The 18,605-nt window shown below is 66.1% G+C and carries 20 protein-coding genes, 2 tRNA genes and 1 pseudogene; 15 read left to right on the forward strand and 8 right to left on the reverse strand.

The window, feature by feature from the left end:
* Window positions 1-37 precede the first annotated feature (37 nt).
* The 5 genes from gyrA (at window position 38) to BKH20_RS10045 (ending at window position 3,609) form a co-directional block, all read left to right on the forward strand.
* Window positions 38-2,719, forward strand: coding sequence for a DNA gyrase subunit A (gene gyrA / locus BKH20_RS10030; protein ID WP_070658901.1), 2,682 nt, complete (start codon window positions 38-40; stop codon window positions 2,717-2,719).
* On the forward strand, window positions 2,716-3,213 hold the full coding sequence (locus BKH20_RS10035; RefSeq protein WP_075390946.1) for a DUF3566 domain-containing protein: 498 nt from the start codon (window positions 2,716-2,718) through the stop codon (window positions 3,211-3,213). Before gyrA ends, BKH20_RS10035 begins: the two co-directional genes overlap by 4 nt.
* A 49-nt stretch (window positions 3,214-3,262) precedes the next feature.
* Window positions 3,263-3,336 (forward strand) — tRNA-Ile (locus BKH20_RS10040).
* A 30-nt stretch (window positions 3,337-3,366) separates the two neighbouring features.
* Complete coding sequence (locus BKH20_RS14370) at window positions 3,367-3,501, forward strand: DLW-39 family protein (protein WP_218638161.1); 135 nt, start codon at window positions 3,367-3,369, stop codon at window positions 3,499-3,501.
* A gap of 32 nt (window positions 3,502-3,533) precedes the next feature.
* Window positions 3,534-3,609 (forward strand) — tRNA-Ala (locus BKH20_RS10045).
* Between the two features lie 67 nt (window positions 3,610-3,676).
* Here BKH20_RS10045 and BKH20_RS10050 read toward each other — a convergent pair.
* Window positions 3,677-4,306 (reverse strand): TetR/AcrR family transcriptional regulator, encoded by a 630-nt coding sequence (locus BKH20_RS10050; protein WP_075390947.1) that lies wholly within the window; start codon window positions 4,304-4,306, stop codon window positions 3,677-3,679.
* Between the two features lie 94 nt (window positions 4,307-4,400).
* Between BKH20_RS10050 and BKH20_RS10055 the strand changes: the two genes are divergently transcribed.
* The 7 genes from BKH20_RS10055 to BKH20_RS10085 all read left to right on the forward strand — a co-directional run bounded on the left by BKH20_RS10055 (window position 4,401) and on the right by BKH20_RS10085 (window position 8,847).
* On the forward strand, window positions 4,401-4,907 hold the full coding sequence (locus tag BKH20_RS10055) for an HXXEE domain-containing protein (protein ID WP_075390948.1): 507 nt from the start codon (window positions 4,401-4,403) through the stop codon (window positions 4,905-4,907).
* Between the two features lie 121 nt (window positions 4,908-5,028).
* Entirely contained in the window at window positions 5,029-5,418 is a 390-nt protein-coding gene (locus BKH20_RS10060) for a hypothetical protein (RefSeq protein ID WP_075390949.1), read from the forward strand.
* Entirely contained in the window at window positions 5,415-5,618 is a 204-nt protein-coding gene (locus tag BKH20_RS10065; RefSeq protein WP_075390961.1) for a helix-turn-helix transcriptional regulator, read from the forward strand. The genes BKH20_RS10060 and BKH20_RS10065 overlap by 4 nt, the downstream gene beginning before the upstream one ends.
* Before the next feature lies 1 nt (window position 5,619).
* Window positions 5,620-6,120, forward strand: coding sequence for a MarR family winged helix-turn-helix transcriptional regulator (locus tag BKH20_RS10070; protein WP_075390950.1), 501 nt, complete (start codon window positions 5,620-5,622; stop codon window positions 6,118-6,120).
* A 395-nt stretch (window positions 6,121-6,515) separates the two neighbouring features.
* Complete coding sequence (locus tag BKH20_RS10075; RefSeq protein ID WP_075390951.1) at window positions 6,516-7,487, forward strand: quinone oxidoreductase family protein; 972 nt, start codon at window positions 6,516-6,518, stop codon at window positions 7,485-7,487.
* 65 nt (window positions 7,488-7,552) lie between these two features.
* Window positions 7,553-8,002, forward strand: coding sequence for a GyrI-like domain-containing protein (locus BKH20_RS10080; protein ID WP_075390962.1), 450 nt, complete (start codon window positions 7,553-7,555; stop codon window positions 8,000-8,002).
* The gene (locus BKH20_RS10085; RefSeq protein ID WP_075390952.1) at window positions 7,999-8,847 is read left to right on the forward strand and encodes an AraC family transcriptional regulator; all 849 of its coding nucleotides are present in this window, start codon (window positions 7,999-8,001) and stop codon (window positions 8,845-8,847) included. The genes BKH20_RS10080 and BKH20_RS10085 overlap by 4 nt, the downstream gene beginning before the upstream one ends.
* A 51-nt stretch (window positions 8,848-8,898) precedes the next feature.
* Here the strand turns inward: BKH20_RS10085 and BKH20_RS10090 are convergent, their stop codons facing one another.
* The 5 genes from BKH20_RS10090 to BKH20_RS10110 all read right to left on the reverse strand — a co-directional run bounded on the left by BKH20_RS10090 (window position 8,899) and on the right by BKH20_RS10110 (window position 14,187).
* On the reverse strand, window positions 8,899-9,687 hold the full coding sequence (locus tag BKH20_RS10090) for an ABC transporter (RefSeq protein ID WP_075390953.1): 789 nt from the start codon (window positions 9,685-9,687) through the stop codon (window positions 8,899-8,901).
* The gene (locus BKH20_RS10095; protein ID WP_075390954.1) at window positions 9,687-10,601 is read right to left on the reverse strand and encodes an ATP-binding cassette domain-containing protein; all 915 of its coding nucleotides are present in this window, start codon (window positions 10,599-10,601) and stop codon (window positions 9,687-9,689) included. The genes BKH20_RS10090 and BKH20_RS10095 overlap by 1 nt, the downstream gene beginning before the upstream one ends.
* Window positions 10,601-10,822 carry a PLD nuclease N-terminal domain-containing protein gene (locus tag BKH20_RS10100; protein ID WP_075390955.1) on the reverse strand — a complete coding sequence of 74 codons (222 nt, stop codon included), beginning with the start codon at window positions 10,820-10,822 and terminating at the stop codon, window positions 10,601-10,603. The genes BKH20_RS10095 and BKH20_RS10100 overlap by 1 nt, the downstream gene beginning before the upstream one ends.
* A 49-nt stretch (window positions 10,823-10,871) precedes the next feature.
* Window positions 10,872-11,414 carry a helix-turn-helix domain-containing protein gene (locus BKH20_RS10105; RefSeq protein ID WP_075390956.1) on the reverse strand — a complete coding sequence of 181 codons (543 nt, stop codon included), beginning with the start codon at window positions 11,412-11,414 and terminating at the stop codon, window positions 10,872-10,874.
* 136 nt (window positions 11,415-11,550) lie between these two features.
* Complete coding sequence (locus tag BKH20_RS10110; protein ID WP_075390957.1) at window positions 11,551-14,187, reverse strand: CshA/CshB family fibrillar adhesin-related protein; 2,637 nt, start codon at window positions 14,185-14,187, stop codon at window positions 11,551-11,553.
* 550 nt (window positions 14,188-14,737) lie between these two features.
* On the opposite strand from BKH20_RS10110, the gene BKH20_RS10115 reads away from it, so the two are divergent.
* The gene (locus tag BKH20_RS10115; RefSeq protein ID WP_075390958.1) at window positions 14,738-15,499 is read left to right on the forward strand and encodes a Rossmann-like domain-containing protein; all 762 of its coding nucleotides are present in this window, start codon (window positions 14,738-14,740) and stop codon (window positions 15,497-15,499) included.
* A gap of 135 nt (window positions 15,500-15,634) precedes the next feature.
* Here BKH20_RS10115 and BKH20_RS10120 read toward each other — a convergent pair whose 3' ends face one another.
* Window positions 15,635-16,180: a hypothetical protein gene (locus tag BKH20_RS10120; RefSeq protein WP_070658909.1), complete on the reverse strand. Its 546-nt coding sequence runs from the start codon at window positions 16,178-16,180 to the stop codon at window positions 15,635-15,637.
* A gap of 177 nt (window positions 16,181-16,357) precedes the next feature.
* On the opposite strand from BKH20_RS10120, the gene BKH20_RS10125 reads away from it, so the two are divergent.
* Both BKH20_RS10125 and BKH20_RS10130 read left to right on the forward strand, forming a co-directional pair.
* On the forward strand, window positions 16,358-16,879 hold the full coding sequence (locus tag BKH20_RS10125; protein ID WP_070658920.1) for a peptidylprolyl isomerase: 522 nt from the start codon (window positions 16,358-16,360) through the stop codon (window positions 16,877-16,879).
* Window positions 16,880-17,064: 185 nt separating this feature from the next.
* On the forward strand, window positions 17,065-17,919 hold the full coding sequence (locus tag BKH20_RS10130; RefSeq protein WP_075390959.1) for a rhomboid family intramembrane serine protease: 855 nt from the start codon (window positions 17,065-17,067) through the stop codon (window positions 17,917-17,919).
* A gap of 440 nt (window positions 17,920-18,359) precedes the next feature.
* Here the strand turns inward: BKH20_RS10130 and BKH20_RS14735 are convergent.
* A pseudogene (locus tag BKH20_RS14735) lies at window positions 18,360-18,605 on the reverse strand (integrase core domain-containing protein); the annotation flags it as partial.

Here is an 18,605-nt window from a genome sequence, read left to right on the forward strand (position 1 = left end):
CGCTGCCGGCGACCTCCTCTGAACACGAAGGAATCCTGTGAGCGACGAAGTTGAAGAGATCATCGGCGACGAGGGAGCGACGAACGCAGCCGCCCCCGAGCGCATCCAGCCGGTCGACCTCCAGATGGAGATGCAGCGCTCCTACCTCGACTACGCGATGAGCGTCATTGTGGGCCGGGCCCTGCCCGACGTGCGCGACGGGCTCAAGCCGGTCCACCGCCGCGTCCTGTACGCCATGTACGACGGCGGCTACCGCCCCACCGCCTCCTTCTCCAAGTCCTCCCGCGTCGTCGGCGACGTCATGGGGACCTACCACCCCCACGGCGACAGCGCCATCTACGACGCCCTGGCCCGCCTGGTCCAGTGGTGGTCGCTGCGCTACCCGCTGGTGGCCGGCCAGGGGAACTTCGGCACCCCCGGCAACCTGGGGCCCGCCGCCCCCCGGTACACCGAGTGCAAGATGGCGCCCCTAGCCATGGAGATGCTCCGGGACATCGACGAGGACAGCGTCGACTTCCAGGACAACTACGACGGACGCAACCAGGAGCCGGTCATCCTGCCGTCGAGGTTCCCCAACCTCCTGGTCAACGGCTCCGAGGGCATCGCCGTCGGCATGGCCACCCGTATCCCGCCGCACAACCTGCGCGAGGTCGCCCGCGGCGCCCAGTGGTACCTCGAGCACCCCGACGCCTCGCGCGAGGAGCTGCTCGACGCCCTCATCGAGCGGATCCCCGGACCCGACTTCCCCACCGGCGCCACCATCCTGGGCCGGCGGGGCATCGAGGACGCCTACCGCACCGGCCGTGGTTCCATCACTCAGCGGGCCGTGGTCAACGTCGAGGAGATCCACGGCCGCCAGTGCCTCGTGGTCACCGAGCTGCCCTACCAGGTCAACCCCGACAACCTGGCCGACAAGATCGCCCAGCTCGTGCGCGACGGCCAGGTCACCGGCATCGCCGACATCCGTGACGAGACCTCCGGGCGCACCGGTCAACGGCTGGTCATCGTCCTCAAGCGCGACGCCGTGGCCAAGGTGGTTCTCAACAACCTCTACAAGCGCACCCAGCTGCAGGACAACTTCCCGGCCAACATGCTCGCCCTGGTCGACGGGGTGCCACGCACCCTGAGCCTGGACGGGTTCGTGCGCCACTGGGTCGCCCACCAGATCGACGTCATCGTGCGCCGCTCCCGCTTCCGCCTGCGCAAGGCCGAGGAGCGCCTCCACATTCTCGAGGGCCTGCTCAAGGCGATCGACGCCCTCGACGCCGTCATCGCCCTCATCCGGCGCTCACCCACCACCGAGGAGGCCCGCACCGGCCTCATGGGTCTGCTGGACGTCGACGAGGCCCAGGCCGAGGCCATCCTCTCCCTCCAGCTGCGCCGTCTGGCCGCCCTGGAGCGCCTCAAGATCCAGCAGGAGTCCGAGGAGCTGCGCGCCCGCGTCAAGGACCTGCGCGAGATCATCGCCTCCCCGGAGCGCCAGCGGGGCATCGTCTCCGACGAGCTGGCCGAGATCGTCGAGAAGTACGGCGACGAGCGCCGCACCCGGATCGTGCCCTTCGACGGCGAGATGAGCATGGAGGACCTCATCCCCGAGGAGGACGTGGTCGTCACCATCACCCGCTCCGGTTACGCCAAGCGCACCCGCACCGACTCCTACCGCTCCCAGCACCGCGGCGGCAAGGGCATCCGCGGGGCCACGCTGCGCGAGGACGACGTCGTCGACCACTTCTTCGTCACCACGACGCACCGCTGGCTGCTGTTCTTCACCAACTACGGCCGCGTCTACCGCGCCAAGGCCTACGAGCTGCCCGAGGGCGGGCGCGACTCCAAGGGCCAGCACGTGGCCAACCTCCTGGCCTTCCAGCCCGGCGAGGAGATCGCCCAGATCATGGAGCTTCAGGACTACGACCAGGCCGACTACCTGGTCCTGGCCACCCGCCGCGGCCTGGTGAAGAAGACCCGCCTGAGCGAGTACAACTCCAACCGCTCCGGCGGCGTCATCGCCATCAACCTGCGCCAGGACGAGGAGGGCAATTACGACGAGCTCGTCTCCGCCCGCCTCCTGAGCACCGGGCAGGACCTCCTGCTGGTCTCCCGCGCCGGCCAGTCACTGCGCTTCCACGCCGACGACGACACCCTGCGCCCCACGGGCCGGGCCACCAGCGGGGTGACCGGCATGCGCTTCCGCCCCGGCGACTACCTGCTGGCCATGGACGTCGTCGACCCCACCTGGCAGGACGCCGACCTGTTCGTCGTCACCGAGGGCGGCTACGCCAAGCGCACCAACGTCGTCGACTACCCCGTCAAGGGCCGCGGCGGCCTGGGCGTCAAGGTCGCCAACCTCGTCGAGGCCCGAGGTAACCTCGTGGGCGCCCTGGTGACCGACTCCGGCGACGAGGTCCTGTGCATCATGGCCTCGGGCAAGGTGGTCCGCTCCGCCGTCGTCGAGGTCTCACGCACCGGCCGGACCACGCAGGGCGTGACTTTCGCCAAGCCCGACGCCGGAGACCGCATCATCGCGGTGGCCCGCAACACCGAACGGGACATGGAGGAGGCGGTCGATGCCGCCGATAGCGCCCCGAGTGCTGAGTCGGCGGACTCCACCGATCTGGCCCAGGCTCACCAGGCCCCGGAAGGTGACACTGGCGACTCTCCTGCGGACTCAGCAGCGGACACGGTAGCGTTGGAAAACAACGAGAGTGAGGTCGAAGCATGAGCCAGCCGGTTTCCATGTCCCCTGACGGTGGGCAGTCCGCAGGCGCCGCATCCATTGTGGGTGGCGCGGATGCCTCCGGCAGTGCGTCGGGCGGCAAGAGCAAGAAGAGCAAGAAGACCATCGCCGGGCCGCGCCGCGTGCGTCTGGCCCTGACCCGGGTCGACCCCTGGTCAGTGATGAAGGCGAGCTTCCTGCTCAGCTTCGCGGTGGGCATCATGCTCATCGTCGCCACGGCGGTCGTGTGGTTCATGCTCGACGCCATGCACGTCTTCTCCACCATCGAGGATCTCGTCAAGACGGTCGCCGGTGAGCGCTCCAACACCTTCTCCGCGATCGTGGCCTACCTCGAGCTGCCGCGGGCCCTGGCCGTCTCCACGATTGTGGCCGTGGTGGATATCGTGCTGGTGACCGCGCTGACCACGCTGGGCGCCTTTCTCTACAACATCACCGCCACCCTCGTTGGTGGGATCCATCTCACGCTTGCGGACGAGTGATCGGATTTGGTCTGTCATGGCCGGACAGGTTAATCTTCTCCGGTCGCAAGGGCCTATAGCTCAGTTGGTTAGAGCGCATCCCTGATAAGGATGAGGTCGCTGGTTCGAGTCCAGCTAGGCCCACCGTCCGCGGTGAGACGATGAGGAGGTTTCATGAGGAACCGTGCAGTCGTATCAGCCGCGGTCTTTTCGTTCCTGGCCGCTGCGGGGTATGTCGCGTGGCTCAGGTTCGAGGCGGCCCGCATGGAGCGGGCCGCGTGGGCCGAGGTCACCGACCCCGTTGACTAGCAGCTGACGGAACCGGTGAGGATCCTCCCCGAGGGGCCATGGCGCAATTGGTAGCGCACCTGCTTTGCAAGCAGGGGGTTACGGGTTCGAGTCCCGTTGGCTCCACCACCTACTTCTTCGTGTTCTCTCTTCCCCGGAGCTCCCCATTGATAATGGTCGGCCCGGGAGAACATGTTCAGTGCCGTCGTTCCGGAGAAGAATCGGGGCGAGGAAGACGACGTCCCGCAACAGCGTCGGCTATCGTGAAGGCCTCTTCCAGCGTTGGCATGTGTCCCAGGTAGTTGTGCCGGTACAGACCTGTACCGATCATCATGTCCACGCTTGTCTCCGCGTCTGGCCCATTCCAGGAGGCCTGCTCGATAGCGCGCTGGACGGCGTCAATCGCAGCGTCGCGCAGGGGGCTGATCACTCGTTCACGGTAGAGACGAGCGGCCTCGGGCCGGTTGACGAGCTCGAGGGCCAGCTGCGGCAGGGCACTGGCCAGGGGTGAGCTGATGAACAGTGCGTGGGTATGGACGACGATCTGGGCCAGGTCGACGAGTGGGTCGTCGCTGATGACGGCTTGCCTGTCTCCCAACGCATCGTCGACGGAGGCGACGGCGAGATCCGTCAGTGAGGGCCATCGCCGGTAGATCGTTGACTTCGGGACTCCGGCGCTGCGGGCGACGTCATCAACCCGCAGGCCTCGAAACCCCTTCTGAGTGAGCAAGGACGTGGTGGCCTGAAGGATCCGCTGATCGACAGTGGTGTCTCGAGGACGTCCACCACGGCCGCCTGCGCGGTTGTCTCCTGAAGATCTACTCATCTGCACTTCTCCTTGACGGGAAGTCTGGCAGAGCCGACGAGGAAGCGCTACTATTGGTTGCGCAACTATCGGTATCGAAACTGGAGGTGACGACATGGACTCCGTGTCACTGGTAACCGGGGGGCTGTTCTTCTCATGGCTGGCTCACGACCTCGAGGAGGTGGCCACGATGCCCGGCTGGACGCACCCGCTCTTCGATAAGATCCCTTTCCTGCCCGAGGACATCCGGCGTCATGGCTGTTCGCGTGAGCACGTCTATCTGGGGATCGGTCTCATGGGCGTCCTCATGGCTGCCGCCTCCATTGACGGCTACCGCACCCGTGGACGCTCGCCCGTCTACCAGGCCGCGCTCTACGGCTATGGCATGCACACCTTCAGCCACCTGGGCACAGCGGTCCTCGCTCGGCGCTATACCCCGGGGGTGGCGACGGTGCTGCCGGTCGTCCTGCCCTTCTGGATCCTTGCGAAGCGGACGCTGCGAGCCCACGGAGTCGAGGTGCGCCCCCACCGGTGGGTGATCCCCGCCTTCCCGGTCATCGTCGGCACGGCCCTGGGCAGTGCGTACCTGATGACAACAGGGCGGTCAAGGAGACGCCACTGAAAAGGAAAGCGACCTTGACTGAATGACAAGGTTGCTTTATCATTTTGGTTGTGGTCAGAGTTGACCTGGTCGATCACGGGCAACTGATCCGTTTCATTGTCTCCATGGACGGAAGGCAGCCATGACTATCGAGCGTAAGGCGGGTATCGCCTACTCCATTCGATTCACTGTCGGCGCGGTTCTGTACTCCGTCGGAGTTCTGGTCGGCCTGAGATGGGCGCGATCCCTGGAAGACGATCCGTGGCGATTCGCCGTCGCACTGCTTCCCATGGTTGGTGTTGTCATCTGTGCGTGGGCGATGATGCGATTAGCCCGGGAAGCGGATGAGATGCAGGCGCGGAAGGTGATGGAAGCGCTCGTCATCTCTGCAGCGGGGACGGTGATCACGTCGATCGCCTACAGCTTCTTGGAGGAGGTGGGGGCTCCTCGCGTCAGTCTCATATGGGTCAGCGCCATATGGGCCTTCTTCTTCGGTATCGGGATGCTGTGGTCCACCTGGCGGTACCGGTGAGAAATGATCTCAAGGTGCTGCGCGCTCAGCGCAGCTGGACTCAGGCCCGCCTCGCCGAGGAGCTGGGTGTCTCCCGCCAGACGGTCAATGCCCTGGAGGCCGGTCGCTATGACCCCTCCCTGCCCCTGGCCTTCGCCATTGCGCGCGTCTTCGGTCTGACCATCGAGGAGATCTTCTTCCCCGATGACGACGCCTCCTAGGATGAGTGCCGTGAGCCGCACCGTGGACATTCCGCCCCCGAGGCGAGGATGTCGCGAGCTCATCGAGGACACCGGGGTACGGCTCGGCCTGCACATCAAGTCCGCCGAACAGGCCATGATGGCCGCCAAGACCGAGGCCCTGAGGAGCTTCGGCCTCACAGTGGCCCAGTACGCCGCCATGCTCTCCCTGTACTACGTGCCCGAGCAGTCCTCGGCCCAGCTGGCCAGGGCTGCCGCGGTCACTCCGCAGACGATGGCCACGGTCATTGCCAAGCTGGAGCAGAAGCAGCTCGTCACCCGCCGCCCCTCCTGCGACCACGCCAAGGTCCTTATCGCCTCACTCACGCCCGAGGGCGAGGCCCTGGTACTGCGCGCCGACGAGGTCGCCCGCCGCATCGAGCAGCGTATGGCTGGGGCCTTCACCGCCAAGGAGCGTCAGCAGCTCACCGAGATGCTTGGGCGGGTCACCACCCTCCTGCGGGACGGCCTCAAAGCCGAGTAGAGGCCGACAGGTAGGAGGATTCCCGGCCCCGGATCCGTAACGATCATGCGAGTGAGACGGGGTGCCGCATCTTCTCAACCTCTGGGTATGTCGCAATGTCGGAGCTACGGGCGGGGTGGGCTGCACCGGGTTCTGGGGGAATCGGCTCGTTGGTGTCCAAATCTGTGACAAAGGACCGAAGATCTCCAAACCGTATGAACGAGAACCTTGGAATCATGCGGTTTCACTCCGTCTTGCAGGCGACGATCCAAGCCTTTGTCACAGATTTGGACATTCTTGGTCCTGTTGTGGCTCCTGATGGCGCTCACGTGGCTGCTGTCGACCAGCGGGCTATCCCGCATCGAGTATCAGGTATCTGATACAGTGTTGATAACTGATACAGGAAGGTGTTGCCCATGAAGGCCATGCAGATCGTCGGCTTCGATGGCCCGGCGTCCGGGCTGCGCTACCAGGAGGCCCCCACTCCTGAGCCCGGACCGGGTCAGATTGCGGTGGATGTGGACCATGCCGGTGTCGGCTACGTCGAGGCGCTGTTCACCGAGGGGCTCGTGCCCATCGACCTGCCCTGGACTCCCGGGCTGGAGGTGAGCGGCCGCGTCCGCGCCCTCGGCGACGGGGTGGATGGCTATCGGGTCGGGGATGCCGTCGTTGCCCTGACCATCACCGGAGGTGGCGGCTACGGGCAGGTCGCTGTGGCTCCCGCGGAGCTCGTCGCACCGCTCCCGGCGGGACTCGATCCGGTCCTGGCCGCGGCGGTTCCGGCCAACTCGACGACGGCTCTCGTCGCCCTGGAGGAGATCGCCCACCTGCGCCGCGGCGAGAGCGTGCTGGTCCATGCTGCCGCCGGCGGTCTCGGCTCACAGGTGGGCCAGGTGGCCCGGCTGCTCGGTGCGGGCCGCGTCGTTGGCGTCACCCGCAGTGAGGCCAAGCGCCAGGAGATCCTGGACCTGGGCTATGACGAGGCCTGGCTGACCGAGGATCTCGCGGAGGCCGACCCCGCCCAGTTCGACGTCGTGGCCGACCCGGTGGCCGGCCCGGCCAGGCTGCGCAGCCTCGACCTGCTGCGCACGGGCGGACGGCTCCTGGCACTGGGGGACGCCTCCCAGGCGGAGGACCAGCAGGTGAGCACCACGTCACTGTGGCTGCGGGGCATCGGCGTCATCGGCTTCAACCTCGGGGCCTTCAGCCAGGCGAATCCGGCGCTCGTCGGAGGCCACCTGAGGCGCGCGGTGGAGCTCGTGGCCTCCGGAGAGCTCGGTGTCCACGTCACCGACCGCCTCCCGATCCAGGAGGCCGCGCAGGCCGTCTCCGCGGTGCGCGCGGGAACCACCACCGGCAAGATTGTCTTGACCCACTCGCAGGACTGACGACCCGTCCAGGTCCGCAAGATTCGTCAGTGAACTCTGGGCGCCATATGGGCATCATGGAGCGCATGAGAGAAACGATCGGCTCCTTCGACGTCGTTGGCCTGCCTCTTCGGACTTCGAACCGAGAGGCAGCCCGAACCATTCCTCCTCACTGGCGGGCCGCTGCCGACGCTGGGCTCCTCGCACCCGAGAAGCCCAGCGTCGGCCCCGGCATCTATGCGGTCTACACCGACTACGAGACTCCCGGTGACGATGTCGACGGTGTCTACACCCTCGTCATCGGTAGGCGCATCGAGGCTGGAGGTCCGGTTCCCCCCGGGCAGGTGACTGTGACGATCCCGAACTCCACTCGCGACATCGTCACGCTGGCCGATGCTCGGTCGGAGAGTGTCTATGACGCGTGGGTGGATGTCTGGGCCCGCAAGGACCTGACCCGTGATTATCGTGCCGACTACGAGTACTACGCTCCGGACGGCTCGATCCACCTCTCCATTGGGGTCCTTTCGGACGCATGAGGGCTGAGCAGTACCAACGCCAGCTCGACGTTGTCACCGACTACATCTACACGCATCTTGACGACGACCTCAGCCTGGAGATCCTCGCGCACGTCTCCGGGTTCTCCCGCTATCACTGGCACCGCATCTACCGGGCGGTGCGCGGGGAGACGGCCGCTCAGACCGTGCGCCGTCTCCGTCTGGAGCGGGCGGCAGCCATGCTCACCGAGACCTCGTGGCCGGTGGAACGGATCGCCTGGAAAGCCGGGTTCACCGGCACCGAAGTGTTCAGTCGAGCCTTTCTCCGCGCATATAGGACGACTCCCAGCCGATTCCGCATCGGTGGACGCCCGGCATCGATCGACTCACTGGCGACGAGTTGCGGTTCGGGATCGATGTCGTCGGTGAGTCAGGACCCGGGGTGGGCGGTTCGTGTGGAGACTCGCCGCGGCTATCGACTTGCCGTATCCGAGCATCGTGGGGCGTATATGGATATCGGCCGGGCGTTCAGCCGAGTCAGAGACCGTGTGGGCTCCGGGAGTCTGATGGTTGCCATCTATGAGGACGATCCCGATGCCGTTCCCCCGGCTGATCTGCGCTCGGCGGCTGGAACCGTCGTCGGCCCCGGTACGAAGATTCCCCACGACCTTGCTGAGAGGATGGTGCCGGACGGACGGTACGCGATCATGCATTACGTCGGCCCGTACTCCTCGATGCATGCCGCCTACCTGTGGCTCTACGGCCAGTGGCTGCCGAGCTCGGGCGAGGAGCCGCGAGACCATCCGATCGTCGAGGAGTACCTCACCGACCCGGCGACCACTCCGCCTGTCGACGCTGTCACCGACATCCTCCTGCCGCTCCTGTGAGGCATCCGGCCTGATGCGGCCTATCAAGATCGTCCTGACTCACGAGTGCCGCTAGGCGTCTCGCCGGAGCGTCTGCCGGTTGGCGATGAGGACGCTTCCGACGGCGCACAGTGCGATGACGACCAGGGCCGCGATCACTGGCATCACATGCAGCCCCGTCGGCAGGAGCAGCGCGGTGGGAAGCCGGCGGGACATTCCCGGTACCTGGTTCATCACCGGCAGCACGAGGACCAGGAGTGTGGTCAGGGCAATGGCCGTCGTCGTCCGACGCAGGCCGGCCGCAAGCAGGTGGCCGATGCTCATCGCCATGACGATATAGAGGCCACTGGCCACCCAGGTCCTGACCACCATTCCGGCAGGTGGACGTCCGATCGCACCGATAGTCGCGACGACGGTGAGGAGCAGGCCGCACGAGTACGTCGCCCATGCGACGAGCCAGTCGACGGCCAGACGCGGGAGCAGCACGGTGCTCAACCGGCGTACCCGGGTCCGGTAGAAGATCGAGGAGCCCGGGCGCGTGTCCCAACCGATCGAGGTGATCGCCACCGCGACCGTCACAATGAGGCCCAGCTGCATGGCGGACTGGTTGAACAGGGACACGGCATCGGCCGGTGTGGCCTGCGAGGCCGAGATCGTGAGCTGGTCGCTGCTCGCGGCGGCGCCGAGAATCTCAGGCATGTAGATCGCCAGAGCCGGACTGGACAGCCCGAAGAAGGCGAAGGCCACGAGTACCCCGAGACCAAGCCCGGAGCGTGTGAGCCGGCGCAGCTCGACGACGAGAGAGCTCGTGATGGGGGCTCTGGCGGAGTGGGCCGAGGACAACCGAGGTGAAGTGGGCATCAGGACTCCTGTCTGGTGACGAGGCTGGCGAAGGAGGCGTCGAGGTCGCGGCCCGTCAGAGTCACCTCGAGCATGGGGAGGTCCACCTGCTCCATGACCTGGGGAAGCAGGGCTGTGCCCATCTCGAGGCTCGGGAACCGGACCGTACAGGTGGTTGTGGTCGGTGTGGTGAAGGAACCGCTGGGGAACACCTCGTTCAGCCTCGCCGTCAGACGTGCCTGCTCGCTGGGATCACAGGGGTGCAGGAACCTGAGGGTCCAGGAGGGTTGACGATTCGAGGTGAGGAGATCCGCCGTCGTGCCCTGGGAGATGACGCGCCCCTCATTGATGACGACGACATGATCGGCCAGCTGCTCGACCTCGCTGAGCAGATGGCTGGACAGGAGAATGCTCCGATGCTGCTTCTGCTCCTGGATGAGACGGCGCACGTCGGCGCGGCCGACGGGATCCAGGGCACTGTTGGGCTCGTCCAGGATCAGCAGACCCGGGTCCAGAACGAGTGCTGCCGCGATCCCCAGGCGCTGCAGCATCCCTCGGGAGAAGTCGGCGACCCGCCGCTCGGCCACCCGGGCCAGCCCGCACTGATCCAGTGCCTCGGGGACACTGATGTCGCCGCAGGTGCCTGAGAGGGCCAAGGAGGTCTCCACGATCTCGGTGGCCGTCAGCCATGACTCGAACTGAGGAACATCCGGGCAGTAGGCCACCGTCCGGCCGTCGGTGACCTCGACGTCGCCCTCATCGGCTGGGCACAGGCCGGCGATCACGCTGAACAGAACGGTCTTACCGGCGCCATTGGGCCCGATGACTGCCGTGACTGACTGGTCGAGGGCCTCCAGGCAGATGTCATGGATCCCGGCTCCATTGGCGAAGACCCGACTCAGGTGACTGACGTGCACAGCGGTGCCGGGAGGCATCACAGATCTCCGTCGCTCAGCGTTGTTCTGCTGTCCCGTCCCAGGGCCAGGTAGGCGACCGCTCCGAGAGGGACGACGAGTACCACGATGAGAGCCCAGACCGCCTTGGGCAGGTGCTTGACGCGGGAGCGTCTGACGATATCGATCAGACATGCCACGACCACGATGGTGACCAGGACGATGACGGGGATCCAGATGGCCGGATGGCCAGGAGTGTTCACGGTGACGGCTCGCTTTCTCGGTGAGGGATGAATGGGAAGGGGGTGGTGGTCAGTTGCTCTGCTCGCCGTCGGGCCGTGGGATGAGGACCGTGGTCAGCGTCCGACGACGCCGGTCGCTTCCGGGCTGATTCCCCAGCAGGTTCTGCAGGGCCTGGGACACGGTGTCCAGGAAGGTGTCGACCTCGGCCTGGGTCGCCCAGAAGCTGGCCTGGGTGAAGTTCACCCGGTCCTCGGTGAGATCAGGACGATCGCCGTCGCGGATGTACGCGGAGAAGTCGCCGATGAGTCCGGTGGTGAAGACCGTGAACACCGTCATGAGTTCCTCGCGGCTCAAGGAGCTGAGGTCCTGTGGGGTCGGGTTGGCCATTCCGGGGGTGACTCGATAGGTCTTCTCACTGGTCCCCCGGACCTGCCGCTCCTGAGCCACCTCGATGAGCCCGTGCGAGGCGAGGTGGTTGACGTGCCGGTAGAGCGTCGCGATGGGGACGTCGACAAGGTGCGCATGTAGCTGATGAGGGGTGAGGTCGCCGTCGGCGAGCAGTGTCTGGATGATGCGCAGACGAACCGGGTGCAGCAGTGCGGAAGAGGCCATGCCCGAACAGTATCAGTATCGATACTGAAAGCAAAGGTGGGAGCGGAAACGGCTGATGGGCTGCCGATGCCGAAGCATCTGCAGCCCATCAGCCGTGCTCATCCGTTGGGAGGATCGCTCCCTAGCGGGGCTTTCGTCAGTCCATACCGGCCCGCCGGCGTCGGTAGGCCTGGATCATCATGGTCGGTACCGTGATCCCCAGCACCGCCCCTCCGGCGATGAGGAAGGTGTCGGCTGCGCTCCCTCCGGTGAAGGGGATGGCGGGAACCGCCGACTTGCGGTTGGAGATGTTACCCAGCGCCACGACCTGCCCCTGGGTGGAGATGGTGATGGTGCGGGGGGTGGCGTCCAGGACGTAGCCGACCGGCGGCTTGGTCTCGACGAGCCGGTAGGAGCCGTAGCCCAGCTCCGCCAGCGTGAAGGCGCCGGGGTTCGCATCGGTGTCCAGGCCGCCCTGGGCGCAGGTGCCCACGCAGTCGGTGATGGTGCGGGCCTGATCCGGCTGGGGCCGACCGTTGGAGTCCACGGGGATCAGCGACCACTGGGCGCCCTTGATGGGGTTGCCGCGCTCATCGGTCTTGGTCCAGGTGGCCGATCCCTTGATCCGGGTGTTGGTGACCTGCCCCAGGTCGAGGGTGGGGGTGTTGTCGCCCCTGCTGGCGGCGGGCGCTGATCCGTCCAGGGTCTTGGTCACGGTGGTGCTGGACAGGTGGTAGCCGGCCGGCGCCTGGGTCTCGGTGATGGAGTACTCGCCCCAGGTGAGCCCGGAGACCTTGAAGAACCCGGCCCGAGGATCTTGGTCCACCGAGCCGTTGGGGCACGTGGCCTTGCCGCCGGCGGCGACGCAGTCGGTCACCTCTTTCTGACCGCCGTTGAGCGCCGGCGAGGACAGAGTGAAGACGGTCCCCGCCAGGGGGTTGCCGGCGTCGTCGACCTTGCTCCAGATGACCTGACCGGGCACAGCCGTGTTGACCATCGTGCACTGTATCCACTCACCGGTGGCCAGATCCAGGGTCTTGGAGGCGGAGTTGACCGTCGATGACGGAGTCCTGATATCCGAGTTCGGGTGCGGCACGCAGGAGACGGTGGCCTTGTACCCGGCGGACTTGGGAGACGACGAGGACTCCGACAGCACCGTCTGGCCCTGGGGCAGGTAAGCGGCGTCGAAGCCGCCGGCGCCTGAGGCGGTCTTACCGCTCTTGGGAGTGGCGGTGAGCGTCCAGTCCTTGGCGGACAGGCCCAGGGAACCGGCCGCGGTGTTGTCCACCTGCTTGACCATGGTCAGGTTGGGCAGCTGGACCTGCACCTGGTGGTCCTCGACCTCACCGTTGACCGTGATGCCGGTGGGCTGAGGGTCCTCGGCTGCTTGACCGTTGGGCGGGCGGCCGGTGATGCGCAGACGCATGAAGGTGGCGGCACCGTTGCCATTGATGGTGCTCCGCTTGGCGTCCTGGGGGACGGTCCAGGTCACGGTGGCCTTACCGGCGCTGGAGCAGGAGGTCACCGCGGAGCGCTCACCGGCTGAGAAGACGCCGTCCCGGTTCCAGTCCACCCAGCCGGCGATCTTGGTGTTACTGCCCGAGCAGGTGATCTCCTGGCTCCACTTCTTGCCGATGTCGGTCCAGATGACGCGGTCCCAGCCGGCGGGCAGGGCGTCCTCATCGTCAATATCCGTGGTGTCGTCCCTCGAGGCGTCAGCGCTGTGAGCGACGCTGTCATCGTTGTCCGTCAGGGCACCCAGGCGCACGACGGCGGAGTTCGTGGTGGCCACGTTCCTCCGGTCCGCCGCCTCACTGAGGTTGTACCAGTCTCCGGCGTCGCCCTCATACGGTGTCTTGCCGCGGGCGATGTTGCGCTCTCCGTTGTCAGACAGCTCCCCGCCGCTCCAGGCCGGCTGGAACACGCTGCCGGCGACGCCGTAGCTCTCCGGGGCGTCGCCGTAGTCCATGTAGGAGACGACGCCGAGGGCGACGGCGCCCCGACCGCCTCCGTGGATCTCGACATAGCCACTGCGCATGTTGCTCAGCAGCATGACCGAGGAGGGACCGTAGCCGTTGGGGACTTTGGCACTGCACTCGGCGTCGTCCGGGCGGAACTTCAGGCCGGGCCTATCGCCAACAGGTGTGGACACGGAGACCTTGCCCACGACGGAGTTCGTGATGCACCCCTGTGTCCGAGCACTCTCCAACAGGCGGTAGGTGACGCTTTCAGAGGCGACGTAGGGGATCGGGGAAACGGAGATGTACTCCTTCTGGCCGTTCGGTATGTGCCAGCTCGAGGCCTCAGCATCGGCGAAGACCATGCCCTCCATGGGCACTTCCACCTTATTGGGGAGACGTTCCAGCTGGCTCTTCGCGGGCTGGGAGGCGGAGGTGACGAGGTAGGCGCTGCACTCGACCTGGAACTGCTGCGTGGAGGAGTCCCTCAGGTTGGCGATACCCACAGGCAGGTTCGACGAGGTCATCTGGGGCTTCTTGGCGACCCCGGCGGTGTAGTTGGTGCCGTCGTTGTACAGGTGAGACAGGCCGTCGCCCCGCCAGTTACCCGGTTTGTATCCGACACTCAGGCCCCGATCCGTGGGCAGGCCCGGCTCATCCTTTCCTACGGCAGTGGTACGCACATTGGAGATGGTGCAGCGGCTGGTGCGCCACATATCACCGGAGATCCGTGAGGGAGTCGACCAGACCACGCCGGTGCTTCCATCGGGAAGGACCATCGTGCCTTTTCCAGGCAAGGTATTGGTCATCTCGGTCCAGTCGATCCAGTCGATCACCTGAGTATATTTTCCCGATCCTCCGGCAGGATTTCCGTGAATGGCCTCGGCCGGGGGAACCAGGAGCGTTGCAGGGCCCAGTGTGGCAGCGATCAGCGCGAACACCGAGATCGCGGCGCCGCTCCTCAGTCTCTGGTAAGGCTGGCATGAGGGTTGACATGATGACGTCAGTTCCCGCCGGCGTGAGCGGACGAAGAATCGGCGAAGCATGAAACGCTACCTCAGTCTTAGGGGAATGGGCCTTGACACGGTAGCATTACGGAATTCCACAGAGAGACACAGTAAGATTCCTGTAACTCAACAGCAATCAATATCACGATTGAGTGTCATCAATGAATGATGTCCTCGGTTGGAAAGTGACGTATCGGTATTCTTCTGGGGCGATCATGGGTGCAGGTTCATCGTGTGGGCAGCGGTGCTCGGTTCTGTCTGCACTGACGTGATGCCGTGAGGAGTCGTTGAGGCGCTGGGGTGAAGGGCTGCGCCGTCGGACGGGACTGCTTAGGATAGGCCAGGCTCAGTTACCACTCGGTCGCGGAAGGATGAAGTCATGTCACAGCCATGGGAGATCTACGACGCGCTTCTTGACGGACTGCCTGACGACGTCGTCGTGCGCACGGCGGGCCAGGGACCCCGCTGGAGCCGCGTCCTCAACTCCGCCGGCGGCGTCGGTACGGCCTGGACCATGGATGTGCGCAGCCGCCCGGCCCTCAGCGGGGACGGGCCGCTCGACGGACGGCCACTGCGCGACGTCGGCGCCCTGGCCAAGTCCTGGAACCTGGCTGAGGCCAGCATCGGCCAGGCCGCCATCAACTCCTGGTACTCGCGCGAGCAGACGGCTGCAGCCAACGGATTCGAGCCCACCGGGGAGGGACTGACCTGGCGCCAGGTCTTCGACCCCTACCAGGAGATGATCGCCGGCAAGAGGGTCGCGGTCATCGGGCACTTCCCCTTCGCCGAGGCCGCCCTGGCCGGCGCCGGTGAGTACATCTGTCTTGAGCGCAACCTTCAGCCCGGTGACTGGCCGGACAGCGCCTGCGAGTACATCCTGCCCGAGTGCGACGTCGTCTTCATCTCCTCATCGAGCTTCGTCAACAAGACCGCGCCGCGCCTCATCGAGCTCTCCCGCCAGGCGCACACCGTCCTGGTGGGGCCGTCGACGCCGCTCAACCCGGTACTCCTCGACTACGGCGTGGACACCATCACCGGTTTCGTCGCGGCGAGGTCACTGAGCGACCCCGTCTCCCTGGCCGAGATGGTCCCGGCCGGCGACATCGGCCCCGGCTTCCGGGTGCACCGTCATCGGGCCTGAACCGGTTGCCGCCGCCACCGGGGCCGGCCGGTGGAGGCCGGTCGCGCCCAGCGGCAGGGAATGACAACTGGAATGACGACGACGCCGCACTGGGTCATATCCAGTGCGGCGCCGTCGTGAATTCAGAGGGGGCCGTCAGGCCTGAGCGTCCTCGGGGCTGATGCCGTAGCCGGCCTCATCCTCGGTGGAGTCGGCCCAGTACTCCTCGGCCCACGGGTCCTCAACCGGCTGGCTACGACGCCACACGACGTAGGCGCCGGCAGCGGCCGCGCCGGCGACGGCGAGCCAACCCAGGGTCTTGAGCACGCGGTGCTTCTTCTGCTTCTTCACGGGAACCTCCAATGCGGCGGACTTTGCGGCAACAGCCACGCGCTGGGCGCGCTCTGTCAGAGTACCGTCAGTACCCGCGGCAGCCTGGGCAGCCACGGCGGCGCGCTGCGCACGCGGGATGTAGTCCTCGACAACCCGGTGACGGGCCTCGTGGACCACCGGCTCCAGACGCTCCTGTGCGTCCTTGGCGGCGCGGGCCACGCCCTCGGCGGCCTTGCTGACGTGCGGAGCAGCCCACAGGGCAGCCTTCTCAGCCTGATCAACGACGGATCCGGCAAGGGATGCTGCCTCCTTGCGCAGATGAGCGGTGTCGAGTTTCTTGTCGCAGCATGTCTTCATCAGGCAGGGCATGGTTGCCTCCCAGGTTGGAAACGGATACAGACGGTCGTTGTGCAACGTGCACCAATGGTCGCACCCCTGCGCGGCCTGGCCCACACGATGTCCAGACGTTTTGCCTGGGGTGAACAGCACCGCACGCCGCTTAGGGGTTCATGCCGATGGAGTCGGGACCGTGCCACCATGGCACTCATGGAAGCGACTCTTCACACCAACCTCGGTGATATCCGCCTGGAGCTCTACCCCGAGCAGGCTCCTGAGACCGTCTCCAACTTCGTGGGGCTGGCCACCGGCCAGAAGGCGTGGACGGATCCACGCACCGGCACGGAGTCCCACTCCCCGCTGTATGACAACGTCATCTTCCACCGCGTCATCCCGGGTTTCATGATCCAGGGCGGTGACCCGCTCGGTGACGGCACCGGAGGACCCGGCTACGTCTTCGACGACGAGATCGACGCCTCCCTGACCTTCGCCGCCCCCTACGTCCTGGCCATGGCCAACGCCGGCCGCCGCCTGGGCAAGGGCACCAACGGCTCGCAGTTCTTCATCACCACCGCCCCCACGGAGTGGCTCCAGGGCAAGCACACGATCTTCGGTGCTGTCACCGACGAGGCCTCCCGCGCCGTCGTCGACGCGATCTCCGCTGTGGAGACCGACCCGCGCGACCGCCCGGTGCAGGACGTCATCATCACCTCGGTGGACATCACCGAGTAGTTCCCAGGAGGGGACGAGGCGGCTGCTCGGCAACGAGGAGCCTGCCACCGCACCGCTACCGAACCACTGGAATCTGGTGTGATTCGCCTCTGTGACGCCGCTGGGACCTGCGTCCCGGCGGCGTCATCGTATCCGGTCCACCTGTCCCAACACGCCAGCCCCGATCATCCGCACAGGAGTATCCGATGACCTCGATGAACTCATTCGCGCAACAGGCACCGCCGGTGTGCCCGCGCCACCCGGACACGGTGACCTACGTGCGCTGCCAGCGCTGCGACCGACCCACCTGTCCCGCCTGCCAGGTACCCAGCTCCGTGGGGGTGCACTGTGTGGACTGTGCTCGTCAGGCTCAGGCCGGTCGACGTCAGGCGCGCACGCCGCTGGGCGGGAACGTGGTCTCCGGTGCCCTGGTCACCAAGATCCTCGTCGGCCTGTGCGTCGTCGTCTACGCGCTTCAGGTCTTCGTCCCCGAGGTGAACGCGCAGTCGATGGAGCTCCGCCTGGGCTTCGTGCCGGCACTGGCCGTCTACGAGCCCTGGCGGTTCCTGACCACCGCCTTCCTCCATGCGAACTACATGCACCTCGGCTTCAACATGTGGGCCCTGTGGGTGCTGGGCGGCGTTCTTGAGCCGGTGCTCGGGCGATGGCGCTTCACCAGCGTGTACCTGCTCAGCGCCCTGGGCGGCTCGACGATGATCTACTGGCTCTCCTGGCCGGGCTCGGACTCCTGGCTCACGCTGACAGTGGGTGCCTCGGGAGCGGTCTTCGGCCTGTTCTCCGCCATGTTCATCGTGCAGCGGCGCTTCGGGCGAGACACCTCGGGGATCGTGGCGCTGGTGGCGATCAACGCCGTTATCTCCTTCCTGGGGGCCAACATCTCCTGGCAGGGGCACCTCGGTGGGCTTCTCGTCGGAGGGATCCTCTCGGCGATCTACGCCTGGGCTCCTCGGGGGAAGCGGCAGGCTGTGGGGATCGCCGGGACCATCGCGGTCGCGGTGGCCCTGGTGGGGCTCGATCTGCTTCGGGCCTTTCTCGCCTGAGACGCACCGCCCCCGTGTTGTCTCATGTCTTCTGGGATTTTCGGATGTCATGACTTCTCAAGACGCCGGTGGGGCGGGTTTCCGAGGCGTGAGAGTTGTTGCTCGCCTTGTCGGAGAGGGCCGGCCCGGTGACTGTGGTGGCTGCCGGTGTAGTCTGGATGTACTGCACGAGGGTGGGGTGCTACTGGAGGAGGGTTGGGGGTACTTCGGGTAGGTGGGGCCTTCGTGCAGTACGCACAACCATTGGCCAGTAGATCCCGACCCTCGTGGAGTAGGCCGACTTGGGCCGGCTCGGTGTCAAGCCCCGGGTTTTGTGGAGGCTGGTTTATCTGGTGCCGGTGGTTGCCGGTTGTGATTGTTCCTGGCGGTGGGTGTCGGGTGCCCAGGTGGCTTCGTGCTCGGCGGTGGTTCGCATCCCGATGGCGGAGTGTGGCCGGGTGGTGCCCGTACCAGTGGACCCACTCGGCGGTGGCGACCTCGACGGCGTCGATGTCCTCCCAAGGGCCCTGGTTGCGGATCAGCTCGGCCTTGTACAGCGAGTTGAGCGCCTCGGCCAGAGCATTGTCGTAGGAATCCCCCTTAGAGCCTACAGAGGCGACTGCCTCGCAGTCGGACAGGGCCTGCCCATAGCGAATGGACCGGTACTGCACCCCACGGTCGGAGTGGTGCACCAGGCCCGTCAGGTC

It is taken from the genome of Actinomyces oris, from assembly GCF_001937445.1.
In the GTDB taxonomy this organism is placed as follows: domain Bacteria; phylum Actinomycetota; class Actinomycetes; order Actinomycetales; family Actinomycetaceae; genus Actinomyces; species Actinomyces acetigenes.